General features: G+C 43.0%; 20 protein-coding genes and 1 riboswitch. Of the genes, 8 read left to right on the forward strand and 12 right to left on the reverse strand.

The features are described 5' to 3' along the window. Positions 1-95 precede the first annotated feature (95 nt). Complete coding sequence (locus tag QZ942_RS03690) at positions 96-965, reverse strand: phosphoribulokinase (RefSeq protein WP_292993339.1); 870 nt, start codon at positions 963-965, stop codon at positions 96-98. A 331-nt stretch (positions 966-1296) separates the two neighbouring features. On the opposite strand from QZ942_RS03690, the gene QZ942_RS03695 reads away from it, so the two are divergent. The 4 genes from QZ942_RS03695 to QZ942_RS03710 all read left to right on the forward strand — a co-directional run bounded on the left by QZ942_RS03695 (position 1297) and on the right by QZ942_RS03710 (position 3583). Continuing rightward, positions 1297-1788, forward strand: coding sequence for a hypothetical protein (locus tag QZ942_RS03695; RefSeq protein ID WP_292993340.1), 492 nt, complete (start codon positions 1297-1299; stop codon positions 1786-1788). A 15-nt stretch (positions 1789-1803) separates the two neighbouring features. After that, positions 1804-2343: a hypothetical protein gene (locus tag QZ942_RS03700; protein WP_292993341.1), complete on the forward strand. Its 540-nt coding sequence runs from the start codon at positions 1804-1806 to the stop codon at positions 2341-2343. A gap of 295 nt (positions 2344-2638) precedes the next feature. Then, complete coding sequence (locus tag QZ942_RS03705; RefSeq protein WP_292993342.1) at positions 2639-3163, forward strand: hypothetical protein; 525 nt, start codon at positions 2639-2641, stop codon at positions 3161-3163. 57 nt (positions 3164-3220) lie between these two features. After that, complete coding sequence (locus QZ942_RS03710; RefSeq protein WP_292993343.1) at positions 3221-3583, forward strand: exosortase system-associated protein, TIGR04073 family; 363 nt, start codon at positions 3221-3223, stop codon at positions 3581-3583. A gap of 76 nt (positions 3584-3659) precedes the next feature. Here the strand turns inward: QZ942_RS03710 and QZ942_RS03715 are convergent, their stop codons facing one another. From QZ942_RS03715 to QZ942_RS03730, 4 genes are all read right to left on the reverse strand, one after another. After that, complete coding sequence (locus QZ942_RS03715) at positions 3660-4859, reverse strand: ferritin-like domain-containing protein (RefSeq protein ID WP_292993344.1); 1200 nt, start codon at positions 4857-4859, stop codon at positions 3660-3662. Beyond that, positions 4856-5710, reverse strand: coding sequence for a PhnD/SsuA/transferrin family substrate-binding protein (locus tag QZ942_RS03720; RefSeq protein ID WP_292993345.1), 855 nt, complete (start codon positions 5708-5710; stop codon positions 4856-4858). Before QZ942_RS03720 ends, QZ942_RS03715 begins: the two co-directional genes overlap by 4 nt. 11 nt (positions 5711-5721) lie before the next feature. Next, a complete protein-coding gene (locus QZ942_RS03725) occupies positions 5722-6840 on the reverse strand; it encodes an acyl-CoA dehydrogenase family protein (protein WP_292993346.1) in 1119 nt (372 codons plus the stop codon). A 90-nt stretch (positions 6841-6930) separates the two neighbouring features. Beyond that, a complete protein-coding gene (locus QZ942_RS03730) occupies positions 6931-7380 on the reverse strand; it encodes a hypothetical protein (RefSeq protein WP_292993347.1) in 450 nt (149 codons plus the stop codon). Positions 7381-7576: 196 nt separating this feature from the next. After that, a riboswitch (cyclic di-GMP riboswitch) is annotated at positions 7577-7679 on the forward strand. Positions 7680-7731: 52 nt separating this feature from the next. Here QZ942_RS03730 and QZ942_RS03735 point away from each other — a divergent pair. After that, positions 7732-9123, forward strand: coding sequence for an alkaline phosphatase PhoX (locus QZ942_RS03735; protein WP_292993360.1), 1392 nt, complete (start codon positions 7732-7734; stop codon positions 9121-9123). Between the two features lie 262 nt (positions 9124-9385). On the opposite strand, the gene QZ942_RS03740 is transcribed toward QZ942_RS03735, so the two are convergent. Beyond that, positions 9386-11932 carry an NACHT domain-containing protein gene (locus QZ942_RS03740; RefSeq protein ID WP_292993348.1) on the reverse strand — a complete coding sequence of 849 codons (2547 nt, stop codon included), beginning with the start codon at positions 11930-11932 and terminating at the stop codon, positions 9386-9388. Positions 11933-12123: 191 nt separating this feature from the next. On the opposite strand from QZ942_RS03740, the gene QZ942_RS03745 reads away from it, so the two are divergent. Then, positions 12124-13104, forward strand: coding sequence for an IS1595 family transposase (locus QZ942_RS03745; RefSeq protein ID WP_292993349.1), 981 nt, complete (start codon positions 12124-12126; stop codon positions 13102-13104). 700 nt (positions 13105-13804) lie between these two features. Here the strand turns inward: QZ942_RS03745 and QZ942_RS03750 are convergent. From QZ942_RS03750 to QZ942_RS03760, 3 genes are all read right to left on the reverse strand, one after another. Next, positions 13805-14035, reverse strand: a complete 231-nt coding sequence (locus QZ942_RS03750) for a hypothetical protein (RefSeq protein ID WP_292993350.1) — start codon at positions 14033-14035, stop codon at positions 13805-13807. A 623-nt stretch (positions 14036-14658) separates the two neighbouring features. Continuing rightward, positions 14659-14937: a hypothetical protein gene (locus QZ942_RS03755; protein WP_292993351.1), complete on the reverse strand. Its 279-nt coding sequence runs from the start codon at positions 14935-14937 to the stop codon at positions 14659-14661. A 178-nt stretch (positions 14938-15115) separates the two neighbouring features. After that, on the reverse strand, positions 15116-15559 hold the full coding sequence (locus QZ942_RS03760; RefSeq protein WP_292993352.1) for a protein YgfX: 444 nt from the start codon (positions 15557-15559) through the stop codon (positions 15116-15118). A gap of 164 nt (positions 15560-15723) precedes the next feature. Between QZ942_RS03760 and QZ942_RS03765 the strand changes: the two genes are divergently transcribed. Then, the gene (locus QZ942_RS03765) at positions 15724-16764 is read left to right on the forward strand and encodes a folate-binding protein (RefSeq protein WP_292993353.1); all 1041 of its coding nucleotides are present in this window, start codon (positions 15724-15726) and stop codon (positions 16762-16764) included. Positions 16765-16800: 36 nt separating this feature from the next. Here the strand turns inward: QZ942_RS03765 and QZ942_RS03770 are convergent, their stop codons facing one another. Beyond that, the gene (locus QZ942_RS03770; RefSeq protein ID WP_292993354.1) at positions 16801-17514 is read right to left on the reverse strand and encodes a DUF502 domain-containing protein; all 714 of its coding nucleotides are present in this window, start codon (positions 17512-17514) and stop codon (positions 16801-16803) included. Between the two features lie 469 nt (positions 17515-17983). Between QZ942_RS03770 and QZ942_RS03775 the strand changes: the two genes are divergently transcribed. Then, on the forward strand, positions 17984-19447 hold the full coding sequence (locus QZ942_RS03775; protein WP_292993355.1) for a dynamin family protein: 1464 nt from the start codon (positions 17984-17986) through the stop codon (positions 19445-19447). A 578-nt stretch (positions 19448-20025) separates the two neighbouring features. On the opposite strand, the gene QZ942_RS03780 is transcribed toward QZ942_RS03775, so the two are convergent. Further along, complete coding sequence (locus QZ942_RS03780; protein ID WP_292993356.1) at positions 20026-22452, reverse strand: efflux RND transporter periplasmic adaptor subunit; 2427 nt, start codon at positions 22450-22452, stop codon at positions 20026-20028. After that, positions 22452-23897: an efflux transporter outer membrane subunit gene (locus QZ942_RS03785; protein ID WP_292993357.1), complete on the reverse strand. Its 1446-nt coding sequence runs from the start codon at positions 23895-23897 to the stop codon at positions 22452-22454. Before QZ942_RS03785 ends, QZ942_RS03780 begins: the two co-directional genes overlap by 1 nt. Between the last annotated feature and the right edge of the window lie 312 nt (positions 23898-24209).

The raw sequence follows: 24209 nt of genomic DNA on the forward strand, positions 1-24209 counted from the left end.
GGATTTTGACTCACACTGATTAATTCAGAATCGGATAAGTGAATATTCACATCTTATCGTGATCCATGAATTAACCGGAGGTCAGTCAAAAATTACTACGCTCTACTTTTTGCAACAATTTCCAGAATCAATGGGGTCAATATGAGTTCTATCGCCATGCCCATTTTCCCACCAGGAACAACAATGGTGTTAGGACGAGACATAAATGAATCATGAATCATACTCAGTAAAAAAGGAAAGTCTGCTTTCAGCGGATCCCTAAAACGAATCACCACAAAACTCTCATCCAATGTTGGAATTTCACGTGCGATAAAGGGATTGGAAGTGTCGACAGTGGGCACACGCTGGAAGTTGATATGAGTACGTGAAAACTGTGGCGTAATGTAATGCACATAGTCATGCATGCGGCGCAGAATGGTGTGTGTCACCGCTTCTGCCGAATATCCGCGAGCACTGGTATCACGAAATATTTTCTGAATCCATTCCAGATTAACAATCGGTACCACACCGACCAGCAAATCCACGTACTTAGCCACATCTGCCGTATCGCTTTTTGCACCACCGTGCAGTCCTTCATAAAACAGTAAATCGGAACCAGGCGGAATCGGAGACCAAGGAGTGAATGTACCTGCTTTCTGTTTCCAGGGCTCCGCTTCTTCATCATTATGCAGATACAAGCGTGTCTGGCCACTGCCGCTGTCGCCATACTCCTTGAATAAGGCTTCCAGTTTCTCAAATTCATTGGCTTCCGGACCAAAATGGCTGATCGCACGTCCGTTGTTTTTTTCCGACTCTGCCGCGGCTTGCTTCATTGATTCACGATCATAACGGTGAAAACTATCCCCTTCTACGATCGCGGCCTTCAAATGCTCACGACGGAAAATATGTTCAAAGCTGGATTTTACCGTTGAGGTGCCTGCACCTGAAGATCCGGTAACGGCAATAACCGGGTTTTTTTGCGACATTCTAATGTTCTCCTAAAAAATATAACATTCAAGTTCACCGGACCAAGTAAAAGTCATCGACGGCAATTCTGTATTAATATGATACTTCTTTCTTTTCATATTTGGCAGCGGTGATCAATTTGTATTCAGCGCCGTTCAGATTGAAAGCGATACGATATTGGGGCCTTATTGGAACTTATAAAATTTAAAACCTGTCAGATTGATTGCTTACATAGCATGCGTATTGTATACCAAGACCGCACATAAATTGTCTTTGGCATTTGTATAAGTCAGTAGAAAATTAAAAGACTGATATTACCTGATGATTGGATTGATTTAGGATTGAGCTCGTATGAAAAGTTTCAAATGGCCATTGATCACAATTTTATTTCTAACCATAGCGCTCTACAACTTCGCATTGGCTGAAGGAGACGGTGGTGGTGATGGCGGGGATAGCGGCGGCGATTATGATGGCAATGACCACCATGACGGTGACGGCCATCACCACCATGGCGATCATAATAATCTTATTCTCGGTATCGGTGGCTACGGTTACACTAATCCGGGATTCTGGGGAAATTACTATGGTCCGGGTTTTTATAGTCCTTATGGCTACCGCGCATATGGTTATGCAGATCCTTTTTTCAGGCCTTATTACACTTATCCGCCCATTGTCACAGCTCCCTCGCGGCCACCTGTCTACATACAGCAGCAGAAACCCAAACTCGCACAACCAAAAACCAACTACTGGTACTATTGCCAAAACCCGCAAGGATATTATCCGCATATTAAAGAATGTCCGGGCGGATGGACACAGATCGCCCCTCAACCCTCTGCACAATGATGAAGCGAGAACACCATGAAAGTAATTAAACGAATATTGATATTAATGATGGTTTGCATATTAGCGGCTTGCGTCAGTTTACCAAACGGGCCTAGCGTTATGACATTACCGGGTGCCGGTAAAAATTTTGACCAGTTTCGCTATGATGATTACGATTGCCGCCGCTACGCATACGAACAAGTGGGCGGTATCACACCGCGGCAAGCATCGCAAACTAGCGGTATAGAAAGCGCCGCTATTGGCGCCGGACTGGGTGCTGCTGCAGGCGCAGCGATCGCTGGAGGAGGTGGTGCGGCAATCGGTGCTGGCGCCGGTCTTTTGGCCGGTGGGCTAGTTGGATCAGGTACTGCCAGCAATTCCGCGTATGTCAATCAACAGCGCTATGACATTAGTTACATTCAATGCATGTATGCCAAAGGCCATCGCGTCCCAGTATCCGGCAGAATTACCAATGACCTACCTGCAAATAACAATAGAGGAATCTCATCTCCACCACCTAACTTTAACCCGCCGCCACCGCCGCCAGGCAATCCACCACCTCCGCCTCCGCGATAATTTCTCACTGGCTTGTTACTCATTCCTGGTAACAAGCCAGCAAATAAGCAGCGCTGCATACCCAAGCTCTAATTGAATCTCTGTGCTTAAATCTGCTAACAATTCAAATTACTCTACGCTCCATCATCGACTGACTTATCAAACAGCCAATAACTCAGTATCATATTAAGTTAGAATATGCAGTTGAATAGGATCGGTGATTCATCTGCAATTATTGCCATCAGAACAGCAGATGAAATTTTGGTTATCCACAAACTGCAACTGGATTTTAAGATAAGAACATAGGAGTAAAACTGTGCACCCGATTGTACCCATTATCATGGCACTTGGTGCCATTCTGTTTCTTGCAGGAATAGCCGTCCAGGCCCGGCTTGGCGTGCAGCGTATCAATACAATTAAACTACGCGGGAAGGAATATAAAGTTTGGTTTTTTGTAACGACTACTGTCGTCGCTGGCGTAGCGTTAATTATGCTATCGGTTTTAATACCGAAACATATGCCGTATCAACCTGAGTCAGCTTCCAATTCAGTGCAGCCTGTATTATCCAGTAACTTGAAATATGAACTGGATTCCGTTTTATCCAGTATGAATCTTAATAACGATGCGATGATGAATACCATCAACCGGTTCCAGGTTGAATACCAAGAAGCATCGCAAAGAAACGAGAAAAACACGATGGATTTGCTCATTCTGGAAATGGCCTACCGGATCAGAACCGAACTGCAGAACCGGAATCACCCGGAAAACCAGATCGAGCGGGAAGTAGAGAGAATTATTGGGATTCTGAAGCAACCTATCAAACAGGGAAACGATAAATAAAATAATTATCTGATATTTCTAAAAATATAATTCTATTAACTACTTAAGGAGTTTGCTATGAAGAAAATGATTCAAGCACTGTTAATGCTATCTGTCCTATTTTTAGCAGTTCCCAATCTAGCACTCGCAGATGAATATCCCGATAAGGCTCTTGAGAAACTGGGAACTGGCCTTGCTAATGCTGTGACTGGGGTCGTTGAAATACCTAAAACGATAATAATCATCGGCAACAGAGACGGTGTCATTCATGGAATGACCGTCGGATTCATTAAAGGCATTGCCTATACTGTTGGCCGTTCATTGAGTGGTGCTTTCGATATCGCAACATTCCTTGTACCAACTACACCTTTTGTCAAGCCCACCCATATTTGGGATGATTTCAACCGGGAAACAACCTTCGTTGAAGCAAAAATGCGCTAATATTTTTTTATCTCTGCATCATTATTGCGATTACTTAGCAGTCATTGCCATAACAGTGACGCATCTATTCAGATCATTACATAAAATTACGCGTATGCAAGGCAGAGAGTGATTGCGCTCTCTGCTCATCAAAACCAATCTTGCGCAAACGCCGTACACGCCCCTGCCCCATATCGGCAATCAGTTTTTGCACTTTCTCCCAACCGGCACGCAACGCCTCGGGTTGCCACGAACCAGCAGCCAGTAATATCAAAGAATCAAATACTTCTTCGTTAAGACCAGCGGTATGCGCCAGCACATCGTGACGACGTTCGATGGCTGCCGCCAAGCGTTCCAGCAATTTCGAATCCTCTCTCACATGTTGCGTGAGGTGAGCAACACCAAACGCAACATGACGGGCTTCGTCCTGACCAACCAGCCGCGCTATCTCGCCGGTCACTGGGTCTGGCGCGTGTTGATGCAGAAACTGCAATAATGATAAAAAACTGCCTTCGCCAAGCACCGAGAGTAGCATCGCCGATAATGCAAAATCCGTTTCATCAATCAACGTTTTAAGGGATGCCTGACCACCGGCTGTGGATAAACCCAGCTTCGGTCTGCGCAACAGTGCGCGCCGGGTAAATACTTCGATATGACGCGCCTCATCAGCGGCTTGGATCGCCAGCAGCTGCATCACTTCGCGAAAGTGTGGATGTATTTGCGCGGCAAATCTGGCCGGAATGACAAGTGCTGCGGTCTCGTTCTCGATCAGATACGTCATCACCTGCACAACCGCATCTTCAATTTCATCGTGCAACACGAATGGCTCATTCCACGGAATTGCTGTAGCAGGATTCCACTGCGCGGCAGCCGCCTGAGCATATAATCGCGCGGCTTCCTGTGCCCAAACTTCCGCACGCGTATCGAGGGGAAAATCAAAATCCGGTGCACCGCCTTCAACTGTCGCGCTACGGCCTGCCAATCCCCAGTTGGCATGTGCATGGATTTGTGGCGTCGCAGCATCACCGGTCGATTCAGCGCCACGCCAGCGTCCAACTTCAGCCCCGCCACGGTATACCACCGCCACCGGATCACCCTTGATTTGTGAAATTTCGATGTCGTGACCTTGCGCGCGGCACCAGCCACGTAAATGAATGGCTAGTTCCGGTGCATTGCCGTACACCGCAACCGGAGCATGCACCGGCACTGTGCGCAGTGCACGTTTTATCAACAAATGTCCGCCCTGATCCAGCCCCAAATCGCCGAGCTCGACACTGCACATATCCCCATCGATCATAGGTAAAACTTGCTTACTTCAGCAACAAACGCATCGATAGTTTTGAATTGATTAACAGCTCTAGCCAATAATGCATACTTCTCAGTGCGTCCCGGCCGCCATTGTTTCAATCCTTCGAGATCCAGCAAAGGCCTGACCTGCGGGTCGTCGTACGACATCGACATTAGGAGATCACAAAACCGTGTAATAACCGCTTCAGGCGCATCATCCAACACGGTAAAATTGCAATGATCATATTCAGCTGTTTGCGCAAGAATGCGCGTGCTATTCGATGGCAGCGTACCTTCGCGGGTAAATAACAAATGATTGCCGTCGATCATACAAGCCGCGTCAACTGTTCCCTCGATTAATGCTTTGGCGGCATGGCGTTCACCCCCGATATGGTCGCCGTGTTTACCAACCAGCAAATCAAACAGGCGCACCGAAAAATCTTTTTCTGGCTCAAGACCCGCCTCTGCCAAATGCAATAGCGGGATCAATGTCGCCTGCGGTGAGTCGGAAGCACCCACTGCAATGATCTTGCCACGCAAATCTTCAATCGACCGGATCGGCGAATCATTGCGCACTGCGATCACACTGGTAAGATCACAATCGGTATCGCGCATGGCAATTGCTTTAACTGTGCGGCCGGTTTGAGCGGCAATGCGTTCGGCCTGCAACCATGCCAGTGGAGAATTCCACGCTACGTGAAAGTGTCCGGCAAAATGCCCTTCCACTTGCCGTTCATAGTTTGAATACAGAATGTAATCAAAATCAAAATCGTGCTGTGCAAACCATTTTTGGAAACCATCCCAAATGGTGACAACCTTCGGGTCGTATGCAACCGCTCCCAGTATTAACGTTGTAGACATGCAGCGTTCTCTCAGAATACCGGCAGACCGCAAATGGCCTTGCCGATGAAGTCATACAATTGATCGGTTGTCGGTGCCATCACAGTACCGGCACGCGCATCGCGAAATCGCCGCTCCACACCGACCTCACGGCGAAACGCGGCACCGCCGCAAACGCGCATTGCCGTATCCAATACTTGAGTGGCAGATTCGCCGGAAGCTGCTTTGCATTCCAATACGCGTAGCATCACATCTTCGCGACCTGTCTCCAACGCATGCAGCGTATCGAGCCACAAACAACGTGCCTGATCGGTAGCAATCCGCATCCGCGCGAGATACGCTCGGATAGTCGGTAGCTCTGACAATGTCGAATCAAGATAATCATAGCGCGTTCCCGCCACGTGATTACACGCAGCCGCCGTTGCGCCCTCCATCAATCCGATTCCAGTGGCAGCTGTTAGCACATTGAACAGCGGCAGCACCGTCTCGAGCATAATCGCAAGACCCATACCATCCTCGCCCAGCATGGCATGGGCAGGGATTAAAACATTTTCGGCAGTAACCGGAGTGGAGTCATTACCCCGCAGACCGAGACCATCAAAACGACCGGCTATCGCAATACCGCTGCTGTCACTCGGAACCAGCCAAAGGGTACTGGCACCTTCGGCAGCAAAGGGTTTGCTCGACCATACATACAAAGTCGCATGATGTGCCGACGTCACCCAATTCTTTCTTGCGTTTAAACAGATCCCGTTCTGATCACGCCTTGCTGTGCTCACCGGCGCCCAAAAGTGGCTACGCGACCCCGCTTCGGAAAATGCCAATGTAGCCAGATGATTGCCTTGTGCGAGCTGCTTGCGTACCGCTTCAGCACCATACTTTTCTATGACAGCAGTTGCCGTATAATGCATACAGGTTACCATTGCCGTCGATGCGCATTCCCGTGCGAGACGTTCAACCACCAGCGCGGCAGCGCGCGGACCTTGTCCCAGTCCACCTACGCTTTTTGCACTGATCAATCCCAGCATACCGGTATCACGCAAAGCATCGATCGCCGCCTGCGGAAATGCGCCTGTTTGATCTACCTCGGTTGCGTTCTTTGCGACAATATCCGTTGCAATTTTTTCTACATTATTTAAGTAGTCAGTCATGAATTTTTTATGTGATTGCACCTAAGCGGATGCCAAGGTGTTAGCGCTGCTTCTCACGCAAATATTATTTCTTGCTGTTTAATCAAGAACTCAAATAGAACTGCCCATACTTACAGGCGGTGAATCCGCTATCAAACATTCTCTAAATGAATACGCATCGATTCCTTCAGTTGAGCCATTACTTTCAACGAGTACAAAACTGACACAATCTTTCTCTTTGAAAGAATATTTATATTTATCAGGTTGCGCCATGTCAGGCAAAGCAATTTCATAAAACAAAGCATCCTGGACCCACCAACGGCCTGATTCCGTGAAACTCTTTGTCGTATCATCCGGTTCCTTAAAACTAAATTCAATCGTATACGTGCCATCGGCATTTCGTGTTTGCGTCCAGCTTTTTATCGTACCACTTTGTTCGGTATGCTCTCCTTTCCACAATCCAATCAACTTGACGTCAATAAATGGACTTTGATTAGCTGCTGTGATTGCGTTACAGCCGAGCAGACTAATTGCCAGAAGTACCAAAAAAACCAGTTTCATTACTTTTCCTTTTATTACTATTGACCCAAGAATTTCGCTTGGATTAATGTGGAAAAGAAATTATCTCATTTTTCCAATCCAACACGCATAAAGTATTTTCTCTAGCGCTCCTTAGTGTCATTCAATTCATATTTCAGAATTGATGCGTAATAACCCCGCAATACACCCGTCATATTCGGCTTCTATAATCATTCACGTACTGAAAAGCCAAACTTGGTCATAAACCGAGGACCGGAAAGTCCAGGATCTGCAAGAGTAATTACAACATTTTTTTGGATGCAGATAGCCAGATTGCCTGTACATAGCCATCGTATAAAAGAAATTTCTATGTATTACTTTCAGGAGAATCATATGTTCAAGAAGAAAACACTCACTTTTCTAGTGTCCGGCGCGCTCATAAGTATGGCCGGAACCATGCAAGCCACCGCAGCGAGCACCGGTTTTGATAATTTTACTGCCTTACCTAGCAACGTTGCGGCGGGTTCCTTACCGGAATCCAGCCCATTTCAACTCGCTAATCCATCCTGGACGCAAGTCTCCATCGCCAATCGCACCAACCAGTTAAGTCAAGGTCAAGCCAATAGCGGCAACTGGGATATGATTGCTGCTAATGAGACCGGGGTCGATGCAGGCCGTTACCTGTTTATGCCGTTTGAAACAGGTGACGCAGGTGTTCAGCGCATTGATTTGTTGAATCCCGATTATAATACTCGCACCGTAACCCTCGTTGCACCGGGTACACAAGGCTTCGTTGCTGGTGACGCTTCGCTCTGGACTCCGTGGGGCAGCTACCTGACAGCCGAGGAATCATGGGGTGCTGGCAGCACTAAAGGCCGCCTGTTCGAACTGACTAATCCTGTTACTGCAACAGGCTCAAGCGATTCAAATTTTGTGCAACGCTCGGTCATTCCACACGTCTCGCACGAAGGTCTGTCGTTCGACAAGGACAATAGCATGTACTTCATCGACGAATTTAATGGCGGCAGCATCTACAAGTATGTCTCGTCTAATCCGAATGCAACCAACGGCGATGATTACTTTGCCGCTGGTCAAACTTTCGCGATGCTGGTCAACGGCGGCGGTAATGACAATGCAACAGGCGCGATCACCTGGGCACCGATCACCGATGCTAATGGCGGTGCATTAGCCGGTGTTTCTGTTCTCAATAGTGATGGCAGCATTGATGGCCGCTTGTCCGCCGACAATGTTTTAGGAACCAACTACCAGCGTCCAGAAGATCTGGAGATCAAGACATTGGACAATGGCGACCAAATCCTGTTCGTCGCGACCACAACCACGGACGAAGTTTATTCCTTTAATCTTGGCAGCAACACCGCTAGCTTATTTGCGAATACCTCGACTCTCGATCAAGCCACAGGTTTGGGTGTCGGTGACACGTTTAATAATCCGGACAATCTGGCTATTGATGCCGAGGGTAATATGTACATCATTGAGGACCAACCAGGCGGTCAAGCCGACATTTGGTTTGCCACGGATGCCAATAATGATGGTGTAGCCGAATCAGTCGGCCGTTGGGCTTCCATGTCCACCTTAGGCGCTGAACCAACGGGGCTTTATTTCGACAAGTTCAACCCTAACGTAGCCTACGTCAATGTACAGCATCCAACCAGCCTCGATGATCGCACCATTATGATCGCCGTTCCAGAACCTGAAACCTACGCCATGCTCTTGGCCGGTTTAGGTTTGATTGGTGTTTCTGCTCGCCGCAGAAAATTCCGCTAACAAAGTATCTCAATTACTTAGAACTAAGCCAAAACGGGAGCTGCGGCTCCCGTTTCTTTCTGGTTTGCAATCAGAAGGTTCAACGCTCTATTCTTGGTGTCGGCACCATAAAAACAATAAGTTACTTTATATATAGGAATTGTATTAAGTTAATGTAAACGCTATGTAGATAAGAATAAGAAGAATATCCTTATTCAATTTTATTGAAACAACAAATAGTTTCTAAGCAGTTGGTTTCTAATGAGTCAGTGCGCTGTCGAATTTATTCAAAATCCACATTTATTCTATCTTGTGTTTCTTTAGAAAGAGTATCTAGTGCGAACTGGTCAGGAATAATTAATTTATTCAGAAAGGGTAATGACTCGATAGGAGACAAATCATGAATTCCGTAGCATCCACCTAGATATAAAGACTCCAGATTTGTTAGTCCCTTAACCTCCTTTATATGCGATAGCTCGATACATCCAGTTAAATCTAACGTACGCATGTTAACCAAATCGGCCAATCCTTCTAATGAAGTTATAGAGCAGTTTTTTAAGGATAGAATTTCAAGTGACTTTAAATTACATAAATTCTTTATGTTTTTGATGCCAAAACAGTCAGAAAGATCTAGTTCCTTTAAGTTTATTAGTTTAGAGAGCGAATCAAGATTCTCTAGTGATTCACAACCAGTGAAATCAATTGATGTTAGGGACGTACAGAATCGTAATTCATCTATGTTTTTTAACCCCTCATTTCCACAAAATAAAATCTCTCTAAGGTTCGTTAGTCCAGAGAGACCTTCAGTAGTAGGATAGCTCTGCCATTTTAGTGGTCCTCGAAAGTTTGTCTTTGCTACTACTCTGTCTCCATAGTCCTTCTGATCAAAATTTTGCCATGCTTTTATAATTTCCGTTAGAACTCGCTTATCTTTTGAATATCCAAATTTCTCAAGTGCAGCAATACACCCGTCTGATGCAATATTAGACAAGGCACGAACACAATATGCCACAACTTTACCGTTATTGTGCGAATAATATTTTGTTAGTAGGGGAATGGCTAAGTCACCACTAGAAGCAATTTTTCTCGACTCCTCAAAATTATTTGGAGGAAGTATTGAGTCAATTCCATCTTTAACTTTCTTTAATATTTCCGGCGAAATAAAGCTAGCTTCAGCAGCACAGCTTGCTGCTAATATGAGCAGTTTATGTCTATCATCAGTATTGATTTCGCTCATGCGAAGTATCTCTGATATAAGCAAGTCCGTTTGATGATTATTGGAAAGTGACGAGAATAATACTATTACCTCTATCCAATAATCATCTAGCGCCTTTTCCGATAAAACTTTAGTCAGATCTTCTGCGGCAATATGCTTTGCTGTTAGGTACTCTTGAAATGTTTTGTGTATAAAATCTACACTTCCAGTTGTCGGCTCTCTCAATACGCCCGTTCGTTCAAGCAAAAATTGACTTATTTCTGAGTCAGTATTATTTACATTTGGCATTAACTGAAGAAGATTATTTACTCGAGATCGTAATTCTCTTGTAGTGGCTTTAGATTTCCCATTGATCATCATCCAAAACGCAAAATTCCTGAGAAATATCTCCTTTATTAAAAAAGGTAAATTTAGATTTACTATACTGGATTTGAATCTTTCGGGATCTCTCCTATGGACCAAACTTTCAAATGCGATTCTATACAACTCAGATCTTTCAGATGGAAGTAGAGAATTTCTATCCATATTGATTGCACATATCATTGCGCACATTAGTGGATTGGTTGCTAAGCCTCTAATAGGTGTCGACTCTTTGAATAAATTAACTAAATTGGAGCGACATTCCTCGATTCGTTTCTGAAAATCAGCACTATTGTCACTCTCACGTAATGCATTATGCCAATGAGAAATAAACGCTGTTATATCTGTGCGCCCCATCGGTTCTAAGATGAAACTTTCGAACCCTAAGTCATCCAACCAACATGCAGGAATCGCGGAAGGGCGAGAAGTAACAATAAACACAGATCTATGGAATTCATTAACCAAGTCACTTAGCCACTCAAGAACTTCTTTTCTTTTCTCATTATGAACTTCATCTACGCCATCAATTAGAACTATCGAAGAACCATATCTGAGTTTTTTCTGCACCCATCCAGTCGGCATCTCACTCATTAACGGTTTTGCAATATCTATTAAAAACTCGTCCGGCGTTGGTAGTGCCCTGCTGCTATAGTTTCTTAGTTGTAATATGAATGGAGTTTTATTTCCCCACTCCAATAGGTTCGATTCAAATAAATTTCTTGCCGCGTTAACAGCAATCCACTGCAATAAAGTTGTTTTTCCAGATCCAGCTTCTCCTCTAATCAAAACTCGTTTTTTAGACGAAATAACCTCTTCAGCGGGTCCGCCGGAATAATTCACTCCATCTTCCAAGTAGCCATCACCATATTCCTGGCTTACTGAAAGGCTTATGTAGGCGATACTTAGTTTATATCTTGTATAGATGGGATCAGAAGATAAACCAAAGATCTGAAGAATATCTAAAATTCTAGCTATCCTACGGTGATAGTTAGTTTCAAAGATATTCTCAGCTTGATTCTCACCAACGGCGTGAGAAGGTAGGCTGTCCAGGATAAGCTGAAGTTTTTCTAATAGTGTACTTTCTCTTTTTAGTAATTCTTGGGTAGCCTTTAGTTCGAAGCCAGGTAGTGTAGAAGATATTTCAATAATATAATGGCAAGATTCATTCAAAAGTGTATCAAACAACATACGGGCCGCACTGTTTAAATCTTTGCAGAGTTCTTCTCTATTTACGGAAAAATGTGAATTTAACAACACGGGATCAAGGTTTTTTTTAAAAAAAATTTCATCATTATATGAAGTTTCTCCTAAAGCTCTTGATACTGCATATATCGCTGCTAATCTCTCATTTTCGACAATTCCTTTATACTCGTTTAATATAGGCTATGTCACCGTTAAATAGTGGTCTATACTGTTTTCATATGAATCAATGAGATAGGACTTTGATGAAAACTGAAGAATTCCAAATATTAGCGGCAGAACTTGCAAGATTGACGCCGCACCAGAGAAGGTTATTAGCAGATTGTTTGCACAAGATTGGGCATATTCAGGCTGTCAGTACGTTGATTGAGAATCGTATATTGGTCACGCCATTATTGTGCCCCAAGTGCGGTCATAACCAAATTGCACGCTGGGGATCGGCTTCTGGGTTACAGCGCTACCGCTGCTGTGCCTGCCGCATCACCTTCAATACACTAAGCGGAACACCCCTGGCACGCTTGCGCCACAAGGACAAGTGGCTGGAATACGCGCAACAAATAGCATCAGGTCAAAGCGTGCGCACCAGCGCAAAAATCTGCGATATGCATCGCAACACGGCATTTCGCTGGCGCCATCGTTTTCTTAAGCTGCCTAATGAGCAGAAAGCCACAAGTTTGGTTGGCATTGCTGAAGCTGACGAAACCTTCTTTCTTGAATCATTCAAAGGTAAGAAACACGGTATGACGCGCCCGCCACATAAGCGTGGCGGCAAAGCATCGAAGCGTGGTTTGTCCTCTGAACAGATTCCTGTGTTGATTTGCCGTGACCGTACTGGGAGCACATCTGACTTCGTTTTGGAGAAAGCTGACAAAGAGCATATCGGCGCGGCACTCAAACCATTGCTGGCAAACGATGCAGTTCTCTGTACTGATAGCGGCAAGGCATTGGGTGCCGCAGTGCGGGAAATCGGCATCGTCCACCGCCCAATCAATCTGGCTGCAGGTATCCGGGTTGTCGGCAAGATCTACCACGTGCAAAACGTGAATGCCTACGACAGTCGACTCAAAGAATGGATGCGCCGATTTCACGGCATCGCCACACATTACCTTGCCAATTATCTCGGGTGGCGACGACTGATTGATCGTGCTCATGGTTCCTTGTCTCCCCGCTCAGTTTTGCTTGCCGCATTGGGTATGAATGACGTTCAACAATTAACGGTGACATAGCCTTAATATAATAGGTTCCAACCTACACGATACTTCATCTGCTATTCTTTCGAAAAATCTAGCACTTGGCCTCCTCGCCTTTGAGTCCTTTATTTTTTTTCCTAGTATATCTGCAACACCTAGCGATATATCCTTAGCTATATCAGCATCTTTTAGCCACAAATTCAGTACTGACTTAGAAATTACTGTTCCCAAGTCAATTATCGTGTCAGTAATACTTGTAATCTCTCTCATTAAATATCTTTTAAAATTAATAAAGTCGAATTCAATTTCTAAGTAAGAATGAAGATTAGGTTGAGAATTGAGGATATTTCTGGTGAATTAAGTATTATTTTTAATTTGCGGCATCATAGTGTGCATATCTTATATCCGGAATTCGTGATTTGATACCTGACTCAATTTATATAAAGTTTCAATAAAATCAGGTTACTACTAGGAGAAAATAGAAATAATTCAGAATTTCTTCTACCCTTAGCCCAATTAAATTGTTAAACATGTCTTGCAATCATCGATTCCATTAAACTGTATTTAATCATAATTTGATGAAATAATTATTATCTTTCGTACAGTTATTGACAGAACTCGAACTCCAAGGCGGCTACGCCGCAAATGCGTCCTCTCGGTCGCCGCCGCTCCTACTCGGGCGCTTTGCGCTTCGCCGCTCCAGTTGTTCTGTGTTTATTGCACATCGTTCAATACGCTATTGATGCAAGCGGGTGGGCAATTGTATGGAATCAGTTTTTACGCCACAGATTTTTTGTCCTATCGGATCGCCATACTTTTCCAGCTCTTTAAATTCTATTTTCATTAGCTTGATGGAATTTTCTTTTCGTTTGGAAGTCACGCCGTTCATCAATTGAATGAATTGCCACCAATTTCCTTGATCGGCTGCTTGCTGGGCTTGTTGCTGAATGCCTTCAGCCGCAAACATGGGTTTAGGTCACGAATTAAGAATACCACCGATGAATTAAGCATATTTTTTGTTTTGTGAACTCGTGAAGTGCGCATTGCCGGTGCTAAATCCGTGATTCTGTATTTTATCGATTATCGTGATCAGAACGTCGGCTGAGTCGGCTGTGTTCGAATAATCGTCCTGGAAACAAATGTCATATCCGAACCAATGAAACCCAACGGCAAACAGCCGAGACACTGTATCTGACAGCGATAAGCCTTTCCGAATTGCTGGCCGGTATTGGAATCCTGCCAGATGATAAGCGTAAAGAAGGACTTGATGCCGCATTAAGCTCTAGGTAATTGTGTTAATAGCAGTTATCAAAGGAGCCGTTATGCGAGAACGAAATAAGATGTGGAATTGACTGTGTCAACGCAAGAAATGAAAAACACTGATGGAAAAACAAATTCCTAAACTTTATTAAAAAGAATTAACAACAGTTTATTTATTTTTCTTATACTTAAGGCGGATATGTTTATGAGGAATTTAGTTTAAATTTGCTGATTATTGCTTGAAGATGGTTGCACGCAACACTAATTCACTTAAACCACCTAAGCCGGTTACACCAGCTTAGGTTAGTTACGACAGTGTTTCTTCAAATACTAGCTGCACTTTCCTGTTTCTGAACCATCAGCTTTAGTTTCTGTGCCGTCTTCTTTCACACAAGAATTCTCACAAACACCTGATTTCTTACATGCTTTGCCGGCTGGAAGGCTCTTTTTCTCAATACAGGTTCCTTCAACCAGATAGCAAACCTGGTTAGCTGCACAGGCAGTTTTACCATCTTTCTCGGTCTCCAGACTACAACCCGCAAAAGCCTGACTTGTTGCAAAAACCATTGCAATAACTAATATCAACGCATTAACTGTTCTTTTAAACATATTTTCTCCTTTTTTAGATTTACAAATAAAAAAACTCCCCTCTTTCTTTAATTAGAATAGCAGAAATATTTTCTATTGGGTGCAAATTGTTTTCACCGTTTATGCCATAAAATTCTTTTAATAAATTTCAAGCAGACCCCTACTACAGTGCATTTTATTAAATAGACTTCCAAAAAGTTTATGGCCTTTCTTTACTATTTTTCCATTTCCACCGCAACCATACCCGTAACTGCCTGAACTCCTCTGCATCAATGCCATCGGGCAGTATTACGACACTGCACGTAAAGAATTTTCCCACAGGCTGCAAATTCAGTACCGTCAGATAAGGTGCGACAAAGGTGCTACCCAATATGCTGCAAACAATTAATTCATCGGAACGCGTGGTCAATATGCATTGCATCTCATCGGACAGTACTAAAACCACCACGGCATCGCTCGCAGTGAGCAAGGCATCCTGCCGCAAATAATAAATTAAACTGAATACCAATGCGACAGCGGCAATCGCCTTGATACCCAAAGGCAGCTCCAATAGCCATAATAAACCGGCCGTGGCGAGATGAGCCAGACTGAGGATAATCGCTAACTGATAGGAATGTTTGCGATGAATGCACAAAACAGCCATATTTAAAATCACTTAACAATCATCGAATGTTTTAATGGAAAAATTTGAAGCATCTAGGAGTCCCAACAAAATGGAATCAAAACTCACATCCAGAGACTGGTTCTTAATTTAACTTGGATGGTATATCGTATAATTGCGTTCATCAATTTAGTTACAGCTTTTATATGAATCCAGTTTGGCAAGCCTATTTACGCAACCGTCACGCTATTTTTGAAAATAATTGTGTGGTTCATTTTGGTGATAGCGCAACGGAACTTGAAGATCCACAAACCGGGACTATTGTGGCCGATCTTTCCCATTACGGACTGATCCGATTTTCCGGAGACGATGCGCCATCCTATTTGCAAAGCCAACTCAGCTGCGATATCCGCGAAATCAATCTGCAAAATGCACAATACGGCAGCTATTGCACCCCAAAAGGGCGAGTTCTGGCAAGCTTCTTACTGTGGCAGCAAGATGATAATTTTTTTATGCAACTGCCAGCCAGTTTGGGTATTTCCATACAAAAGCGTTTATCCCTCTATGTACTGCGTGCCAATGTGCAACTGAGTGACGCGAGCGATACTCTGGTACGAATCGGAATTGCAGGTCAGAATGCTGTTGCCCTGATTGAAGAAATTACAGGATCGTCATGCAATTTAATTCAACCGATGCAGGTCATCCATAACGAAAATTTCACTATGATTAGTCTGGCGCAGAACCGTTTTGAGCTGATCACCCCAGTCGAAAATGCGGTCACATTCTGGGAACGTTTTAGCCAGCATGCGAAACCTGTTGGCGCCAATTATTGGAATTGGTTGGATATCCAATCAGGAATTCCAGTAATTTTACCTGAGACCCAGGAACAGTTTTTGCCACAGATGATCAATCTGGATGCCATTGGCGGTATCAGTTTCAAGAAAGGCTGTTATCCTGGACAAGAAATTGTGGCGCGCACTCAGTATCTTGGAAAACTCAAACGCCGCATGTTTCTCGCTCACATAGCCACAACGGAAGTGGTAAAAGCCGGGGATGAGCTGTACAGTATTGATATGGAAAATCAATCCAGCGGTAACATCGTCAACGCGGCAATGTCGCCGAACGGGGGTTTTGATATTTTGGCGGTAATCCAACAAAGCAGCGTTGATTCATACCAAATTCATTGGCAGTCCCTGCAAGGACCTGTTCTAGAGATCAAATTACTGCCCTATTTGTTGCCCGCATAAAAGAAACAACACAATGCTGATGCTCTATTTCGATACTTATTGTTTCTCGGCGGACTGTTCTTGTTGCTTGGGTTTATTTGAGAAACGCAGACTTTCAGGTGCGTTGGTGCCGCCAGTCACAACAAATGTCATTGCTTCTTCGGTCGTCCAGTCCGTTAATATCACGTCTTCCATTGGTAAGATTTCAATATAACCAGATGTTGGATTAGGTGAAGTCGGCACATAGACTGCGGCCAGCTTTCTTCCGTTATCCTCGTCATGCATGATTTTCGTAATAAACCCAACAGCTTTCATTTCCGATGACGGGAAACTGATCAGAACAACCCGTTGTCCGGTAACAGGCGGTTTACTTATTGTGTGCAAAAAACGTTTAGTGGCGCCATAAATTGTCTGTACTAAGGGCACCCTGGCCAGTATGTATTCGTAAATACTAATGACTTTCTTGCCAATAACAAAAGATGCCAGCAATCCAATACCATACAAACTAACTACCGTCAGCAGTGCTGCAACCGCATGCTGAAAGTTGGAATCCAGCAGCCAGCTCGCTGTAGTATCTGAAAAAGGGCGAACTGCACGAGCCATTCCTTTTAATAAAGGGTCTCCAATACGCGCCAATAAATTTAATAAAAAATCAAACACCAACCAGGTAACCCATAGTGGCGCTACCGTAAGAAAACCAATAAGTATGTAGCGGCCTACATGAGCAGAGCGTGCTGCGGGCTGCTCTTCGTCATTTTTTTGTATCGTCATGTTCTAAACTCATCCCCGACTGAACAGTAAACCTACTTCAACCCTTTTCGCATAATCGGCGCTTCTTTTCTTCAAGCGATTAACTACAATCACCTATAATTTATTCAATGTTAAGCAGGCTATGATAATATTATTTTGTCGAAGACCGGTATAAATATTAGAAATATCATTTACTGGCAAGGCAGCATTGTTCTTGGTAGAATCGCCGGGCTAGTTGCTATAATCTCTAACATAAATGACTAGTAATGAATGCGTTATATCAAATGATATTGCGATATCTGTTTTCAATTGCTTCGAAAGCTTCGAAAAAATTTTGGCCAATTCACACTCTTTTCCAACCAAGAGGCCAAATAATCAATTGAAAAACAAAATCGTATTATGCGAACTCAATTATTAAATAAATAAAAAAACATCACCCATGCAGCATCTGATTCAGGGTGTATTTCTATTAGAATGAAAAGGGACTGTTATGTCACATAGTTCAACACAAATCAATAAATATCTGAAAAGTTTACAGAAACACCTTGCTGACGAACATCCGGATAATCCGACTCTGGCTAACGCTGTAAAAAGTTTTAGGAAAATGGATTATGTCGGTCATAGTATGGGACTAATCGGTAAAGATGAGTCGTATGCAACCTGTGTGACGTGGTGGCCTATGATCGCTGTATTAGGTACATTTTCTGCCGGTAAATCAACGTATATCAACTCTTATTTGAATATGCCGCTACAACGCACGGGAAATCAGGCTGTCGATGATAAATTCACAGTCATCTGCTACAGCCGCCATAATGAGGCAAAAACACTTCCTGGCATAGCGCTCGATGCAGATCCGCGTTTTCCTTTTTTTCAGATAAGCCGTAGCATTGATGAAATTTCTGAAGCTGGACAAGAACGTATTGATGCTTACCTACAGCTAAAAACCTGCCCATCTGAAAACATACGCGGAAAAATTCTTATTGATTCTCCGGGTTTCGACGCCGATAACCAGCGCGCATCGACTTTGCGCTTAACCCAGCACATCATCAATTTATCCGATCTTGTCCTGGTATTTTTTGATGCGCGTCATCCAGAACCGAAAGCCATGCAGGATACATTGGCTTATCTGGTATCAGCGAGTGTTAATCGTGCAGACGCCAATAAATTTCTTTATATTCTTAACCAAATTGATGTAACAGCACAGGAAGACAATCCTGAAGAAGTTGTCTCGGCCTGGCAGCGTTCGCTGGCTGAAGTAGGTCTAGTCACGGGGCGATTCTATCGAATTTATAATCCAAGTGCTGCCGTTCCGATTGCTAATCCACATGTTAGAGAACGTTTTGAAAAAAAACGCGCAGAAGATATGGCTGACATCAATGCGCGCATGCACCAAATAGAAGTAGAGCGCTCGTATCGTATCGTCGGAAAGCTTGAACAAACTGCCAAAGGTATCAAAAATCAGATCGTCAACAAACTCTCTGAGATGCTTAAAAAATGGAAAAGCAGAGTCATTCTATTTGACGGTATAGCATTTAGTATTCTGGCTGTATTGGCGGGGGTGGCTTTAACTATGAATGAATCCTGGGGTATTCTGACAACATTCCCAGATGAACTCATGCAAGGCGAAACCACAACGGTGGCCATAGCCGTATTTCTGGTGATCAGTATTATTTATATCCACTTTTCTATTCGCCGCGCTGTTGCCAACAACTTATTGAAAAAGTTGGCTAATGAAATGGGTAATGATCACGAAATATACAAACAATACATGCAGGCATTTAACAAGAGTACCGCTCCTTTTCGGCCGATGTTCCTGAAAGGCCCTGCTGGTTGGAATGAAGTTGCACAACAAACAATTGATGAGATCATTAATGAAGCCAATGATTACATTCAAGCGTTAAATGATCAGTTTACAAATCCATCCGGGAATGAAAGCGGGAATTCACAAATTTAAGGTTTATTACATGTACCAGGAGTGTCTGCCGGACTTAAGCAATCGCGGCGAGAACCAAGTGGGAGAACGAGTGCAGATTTACTCAATTTTTAGGCGCATAGCGAGACTATGCAACAATAAATTGAGTAAACATCAACTGTTATATCCCATTGCCGCCGCAGATCAGCCTTAAGTCCGGCAGATTCCTAGAAAAAGAGACTCAAGACCGAAACTTCGCTTTACACAATTCCTTAGATTTTAAACCTGATCCTTTCCGAGAAAACGCCTATCGATCAATTGGTTAAAAATTCCGATGTGCAAATGGATACGCGGAAAAGTTATAATCATCTGAATTTATTCAACTAAATTTCCGGACACTAATGACGTGGAATAGCCACGTTACCGATTCAATTGAAGAATCTTCAGGCTCCGGATAATTGATCTCATTACAACATTTATCAATAGAATTTAAACATTGAGAAACATGTGTGGGGCAGTATAACTGTTGAAATTATAACTGGCTCCTCATGTGCATTAGTCTTTGCATATCAAGCCACTTATTGCCTCACTACAAATTACTCATAATGTATATAAATTTCTTAAGGAAGCCACGACCAAGCTTCTACATTGATAAAGCGGAGAATAGACAACGAGAAAGCTTTCCAAACGGGTATTGTTTCGCTTTCTATTTTTGCAAAGCCGGTCATTCCGGTCCTTAACTCTCCTTTTTCATTTTCTATCAGTGCAATAACTCTAACAACATTACCATATGGCTGGGTAGTTATACCTCGATCAATCGTAGTAACTGTTCCGTAAAAAGAAGCACTATGATAAGAAATGGGTTTTACTCTCACTCGCGCAGTATTTGTAATATGTGCAATATCCGATTCTGGAATTTCAATCTCTGCAGTCACTTGAGTTGCATTTTCAACTTCCGCAAATAGCTCTCCTTTTTCTAGGAAGCTATTAATTTTTTGTTTAAGGTGCAATGTCAGAATATTGCCGTCAAATGGCATGCTCAGTTCTGATCGATTCACCCTATCAATGTATGCGTCCCTTTCTTCTACTAGACTTGCTAAATTTGCTTGCGCAGCATCAATTTGATTTTTGGTTGCGCCACTCTTAAGCAACTCTAGCGCAGCACGTTTTTCATCTATTTGATTGAGATTCACTTGATGTTCGCGTTCAATGGAATCAAGTTCTTCAAATGATACTGCAGCTTGCTGAAAAAGATTTTTGATCCGTTTCAACTTGGCTCCACTAAACTTGGCCCGTGTTATCTCAATGTTCAGTAGATTTTGTGCCAACTTTACTTCTTCACGTTTAGGTCGAGACTTCAACTCATCAATCACAGCCTGCTGTTCTTGAACCTTTGCGGCATAAATTTTTACTTGCGACTGAAGGTCTCTATTGGCAAGCCGAGCAAGTACGGTCCCTTTTTCCACTGTTTCCCCGCCATCAAAATAAACATGCTCGACTATTCCAGGGATATCAGTAGCAATCATTTGTTTTTGACTGGGGAATATAATAAATTTACCGCTTGGTTCATAGGGATAGGGTAAAAATAGTGTTACCAAGAAAGATAGAAATAAAGCACGTTTTAGATATACTGAAAAACCAGCACGCTCCTTTTTGACCAGCTCTTTCTCGGGACTTTCCTCAGGTAGTACACGATTCCGCCAACGGCTATATTGTATAGAACGCTCATATGCCGCATTGATTTTTCCGAATTGACTAAATACTAATCGAAAAAGATATATTCCCAGCAGTGTTACGAGAATAATACTTGAACCACCCAGTTGAATCTGTTGTAGATAAGCACCTACAAATACAACAACACCGATAATTAATAAAAATAAGAATACGCATATCGCCAGAGCGTAGGCTATCAGTAAATTATTATCTGCTTCCTTATATGAAGCCCCATATAGCTTATTAAGCAGAGTTTGATAAGATTTTCCACGCAAAAATGGTTCATCCATAAAAGCTGACAACAGATGATAACCATCACTTTTTAATAGTGGATTTGCTGAAAACAAAAAACTGAACGTACAGATTACAGTCAGCATCAAACCCATTTGCGGCAAATGGCCATCTGTGCTCCTGGAATAGAACCAAATCAAAATCCCTAAACTAAATAAGCTAAGGCGTACCATCAAAGGCGCAGCATGAAGCAGAATGCGTTCTCGCCGGGAAAGCTGATGTAAATGACTACTTTGCAAAGTAAAGCGCGGCAGAAATCCTAAGAATATACCAATACCAAAAGCACTGACCGTTACTCGAAAATTATGGGCAACTACTGCTTTAGTTATCACCACGATCAAATTAACTGAAAACATGCTAAAGACGATATAGTGGAAGAAAGTAGTATCTGCCAGCAATCGATTCATATCTTGATTGATTATATATTGATACTTAATAATCAATATAATAGCTGCTATTACCAGAACTGGAATCAGATAAGAACAATATTTTACAGGTACAAGAATTGGAGTAATGAGCTTCAACACAGGACGTGGATCAAAAAACTTCCACATTCTTTTCACTACTCGAGAATCCAAATCTATGGAATCCTGTATTCCAGCAGGGAGATCCTCCGACTCCTGATTCATTGTTTCTGATTGATTGTTGCTGCTGCTAGTTTGCTCTGCCTTGTGCGCTACGCTAGGCTGATCTGCTATTTTCCCTGTTTGAAAAAAAGAAGCTAATAACGGGTGTGTTGCGGCTTCCTTATCTTCGGTATCGAATAAATTATCCTCCATTACGGAAGCAAACAATACCTGCACTTGCTCCTGTGTAATTGGATAGCCGAAACGGTCTTTAAAAATTGATGCAAGCTTCTCAAAGCCTTCACAACCAGGCAGTATTTCTAGTACAAAAAACTGCCATGGTTCGAAGTCATATGTTTTCCCTAGAAGCTTATCTCGAATCAAATAGCTTTGTTTGGTACCTTGTCCTATCCTGTAAGCTTGTAGTCTTTTTAATAAATAAGCGGGTAGCGCAACGTTCTGGATTTGATCGTTCATTATAATTTTTCTCTATAGCTAATATCTTTGTCTACTGGAGTATTTTCACTCATTAGCCATCCTCCACCCATAGTTTTATAAACTTGTATTAAAGCAACACATATATCGCGTCGATTCTGGACTTGCGTTATCTCCGCTATGTATAAGTGCTGTTCAGAATTGAGAACGTCAATATAACTTGAATAACCACCATCATAGCGTCGCAACTCTAGTTGATGAATCCCTTGAAGAATTTCCAGCTGGCGCGCTTGAATATCAAATTGCTCTTTGAGTTTCTGGTTGGAAATCAACGCATCTTCAACTTCCTGAAATACAGTTTGTATTGTGCGCAAGTATTTATTTAGTGTTTGCTGCTGCACAGCTTCATTCTGACGCACTTGACCTGCAATCCGGCCCGCTGTAAATATCGGAAATAGGGTAGTAGCTCCGAAAGTATAATAACTTGATTTGTGCAGCAGTAACGTACTGAGCTCAGTACTGGCATAGCCAAACAAATTGGTTAAAGAGATTGTTGGGTAATACTGTGCTTTCGCAACACCGATGCGAGCATTGGCAGCAATCAGGTCTTGTTCAGCCTGCCGAATATCAGGGCGACGAGCTAGAATTTCAGATGGAATACCTTGCGGCACAGAAGGTATAGCCAAAGTTTCTAGTGTATTTCTTCGATTGATTGGGCCAGGATTCTGCCCCAGTAACACCGATAATGCATTTTCCAAATGTGCTATTTGTCTTTCTTTAATTGGAAGATTTGATTTAGCTTTCTCATAAATCAAATATATTTGCTCCAGCTCATATTTTGAAATTACTCCGCCAGAATATTTAAGTTCATTTAATTGAACTATTTTTTCTCGATTCTTTAATAATTCCCTTGTTATCTCAATATCTCTATCGAGACTTATGAGTTGCATATACGCTGAAGCTACATCTGCAACAAGCTTCAGCATAACCGCTTGGTAATTCTCCTTATCCGACAAAACTTCAGCAGTTGCTGCTTCCCTGGAACGACGTATACGCCCCCATAAATCCAGCTCCCAATTGACAACGGCACCAAACTCATACGTCTCTCTCAAGCTAGCACGGTCACCGGGCGGAGCGAACTGGCGGTTCTCACTTAATTTATTCCCTGATAATGAGCTACCAATTCCTATCTGTGGAAATAGGCTTGATTCTACAATTTGCAATCTCGCATTAAATTCTTCTACTCGAAGAGCTGCAATCCGCAGCTCTTTGTTTTCTCGCAATGCAATCTGGATTAATTCATTCAGTGTCGCATCATTAAACTGCTCCCACCACGACGTATTGACAGTTTCGATATCATTATTTGTATCTACACGCCATTTCAAAGGCAAATCTAGCTCTGGGCGTTTATAGTCTGGTCCAACCATACAACCCGATAAGAAAAGAAGTATCAGGAATACTGCTATATAGATAAAATATACTTTCATGTCATAAGGTTATAGGTAATCTTAGATGATTTTTTTTCGCCTTCTCATGTGGCATTATCGTGTCGATCTTGCGATACACCCGTAGCTTAGTTCGATCGATCATTACAAAGCAGACCATACTCATCATTATATTCCGGCGCCTTCCACATGAATGCTTCTTCCTTACTACCGTAATCACTCGTTAATGTTAGCAACAAATAGAAATGTCCGGTTTAGTAGCAAATAGATTGTCCGCTTTTAATTAAAACGCAGTGAACCCGTATTGCGGTTCATTGCGAAGCTGAGGCGGCGGATTTACGCACCAACTTTTCA

The organism is Nitrosomonas sp., from assembly GCF_021731985.1.
Lineage (GTDB): Bacteria > Pseudomonadota > Gammaproteobacteria > Burkholderiales > Nitrosomonadaceae > Nitrosomonas.